The following is a 2362-nucleotide window of genomic DNA, read 5'->3' on the forward strand; positions in this document are numbered from 1 at the left end:
GGGCCGCGCCTTCGACCAACTGCTCATGGATATCGCCCTGCACCGCTGCGGGGTGACCTTCGTCCTGGACCGGGCCGGTGTCACCGGCACCGACGGGCCGAGCCACAACGGCATGTGGGACATGTCCGTCCTCCAGGTGGTGCCCGGGCTGCGGATCGCCGCCCCGCGCGACGCCGACCAGTTGCGCGCCCAATTGCGCGAGGCGATCGACGTGGACGACGCGCCGACCGTCATCCGCTTCCCCAAGGAGTCGGTGGGGCAGCCCATCGCGGCGATCGACCGCGTCGGCGGGATGGACGTCCTGCGCCGGGGCGAGGACGTCCTCCTCGTCGCGGCCGGGGTCATGGCCGGCGTCGCACTGCGCGCCGCCGAACTGCTGGCCGAGCGCGGTATCGGCTGCACGGTGGTGGATCCGCGCTGGGTCAAGCCCGTCGACCCCGAGTTGCCGGGGCTGGCGGCGCGCCACCGGCTGGTGGCCGTCGTCGAGGACAATGTGCGCACCGGCGGGGTGGGCGCGGCGGTCGCCCAGACGCTGCGGGACGCCGAAGTCGACCTGCCGGTACGGACGTTCGGCATCCCCGAGGAGTTCCTGGCCCATGCCAAGCGCGGTGAGGTGCTCGCCGACATCGGGCTCACCCCCGCCGAGATCGCGGGCCGGATCGGGGCGGCCCTGACCCGTATCGCGGTCCGCCAGGAGCGGGCGGGCACGGCCGCCGGGGACCGTGCCGCCGCCCGGGCCCGTACCGTCGCCGCCAAGGAGAGCCAGGCATGACAGCAGCCGAGCAGCAGCCGCGTTCGGGCTTCGACCTCGGGAAGCTGCTGGCCGAGCGCGCCTCGGAGCGGTACGACCTGCACACCCGGCATCTCAACCACCAACTGCCCCGGATGCTCCGGACCATCGGATTCGACAAGGTCTACGAACGGGGCGAGGGCGCGTACTTCTGGGACGACGAGGGCCAGGACTACCTCGATATGCTCGCCGGCTTCGGGGTGATGGGCCTGGGCCGCCACCACCCCGTCGTCCGCAAGGCGCTGCACGACGTCCTGGACGCCGACCTGGCCGATCTGACCCGCTTCGACTGCCAGCCGCTGCCCGGGCTGCTGGCCGAGCGGCTGCTGGCCCACGCCCCCCATCTGGACCGGGTCTTCTTCGGCAACAGCGGCACCGAGGCCGTCGAGACGGCCCTGAAGTTCGCCCGCTACGCCACCCGTAAGCCGCGCATCCTCTACTGCGCCCACGCCTTCCACGGGCTCACCACCGGCTCGCTGTCGGTCAACGGCGAGGACGGCTTCCGCAAGGGGTTCGCCCCGCTGCTGCCCGACACCGCCATCGAGATGGGCGATCTCGACGCGCTGGAGCGGGAGCTGGCGCGCGGGGACGTGGCGGCGTTCGTGGTGGAGCCCATCCAGGGCAAGGGGGTGCACCAGACCCCGCCCGGCTTTCTGCGCGCCGCGCAGGAGCTGCTCCACCGCCACAAGGCGCTGCTCATCGCGGACGAGGTGCAGACCGGTCTCGGCCGCACCGGCGACTTCTTCGCCTACAGCCACGAGGACGGCGTCGAACCGGATCTGGTGTGCGTGGCCAAGGCGCTCTCCGGCGGCTACGTACCGGTCGGCGCCACCCTCGGCAAGGACTGGATCTTCCGGAAGGTCTACTCCTCGATGGACCGGGTGCTGGTCCACTCGGCCAGTTTCGGCGCCAACGCCCAGGCCATGGCGGCCGGGCTCGCCGTCCTCGCCGTCATGGAGGACGAGCGGATCGTGGCCAACGCCCGCCGCACCGGCGACCTGCTGCGCGAGCGCCTCGCCGCGCTCGTGGACCGCTATGAGCTGCTGCACGACGTCCGCGGCCGGGGCCTGATGATCGGCATCGAGTTCGGCAGGCCCAGCTCACTGGGGCTGCGCGGCCGGTGGGCGATGCTCCAGACGGCGCGCAAGGGGCTGTTCGCGCAGATGGTCGTGGTGCCGCTGCTGCGGCGCCATCGCATCCTCACCCAGGTGTCCGGGGACCATCTGGAGGTCATTAAGCTGATCCCGCCGCTGATCATCGGCGAGCGGGAAGTCGACCGGTTCGTCGAGGCGTTCACCGCGGTCATGGACGACGCGCACCAGGGCGGCGGCCTGATGTGGGAGTTCGGCCGGACTCTCGTCAAGCAGGCGGTGGCCAACCGCTGACCGATGGGGGACCCGGCATGATCGACGCGACCGCCGTACAGGCCGTCAACACGATGACGGCGAGGTGGGCGCGGGCCGCCGTGGCGGACCAGGGCACGGTCTTCGCCGCCACCGGGGTCTGGCCGCTGCTCGCCCTGCTCGCGGGCGGCGCCGGCGGCCCGGCCCGCCAGGAGCTGGAGGACGCGCT

General features: G+C 72.4%; 2 protein-coding genes. Both read left to right on the top strand.

The genetic code is table 11. From position 1 onward, the window contains the following. Positions 1 to 772, top strand: a 772-nt coding sequence (locus KN815_RS47350; protein ID WP_301184713.1) for a transketolase C-terminal domain-containing protein, incomplete at its 5' end; no start/stop codon positions are given. After that, positions 769 to 2175 (top strand): aspartate aminotransferase family protein, encoded by a 1407-nt coding sequence (locus KN815_RS47355; RefSeq protein WP_216347949.1) that lies wholly within the window; start codon positions 769 to 771, stop codon positions 2173 to 2175. The genes KN815_RS47350 and KN815_RS47355, both read left to right, overlap by 4 nt. Positions 2176 to 2362: the final 187 nt, after the last annotated feature.

Origin of the sequence: Streptomyces niphimycinicus (assembly GCF_018883605.1) — a bacterium.
GTDB classification, from domain to species: domain Bacteria; phylum Actinomycetota; class Actinomycetes; order Streptomycetales; family Streptomycetaceae; genus Streptomyces; species Streptomyces niphimycinicus.

Coding starts and splice junctions, on each gene's coding strand:
- KN815_RS47355 (WP_216347949.1), top strand. CDS start 769: ATGACAGCAGCCGAGCAGCAGCCGCGTTCGGGCTTCGACCTCGGGAAG.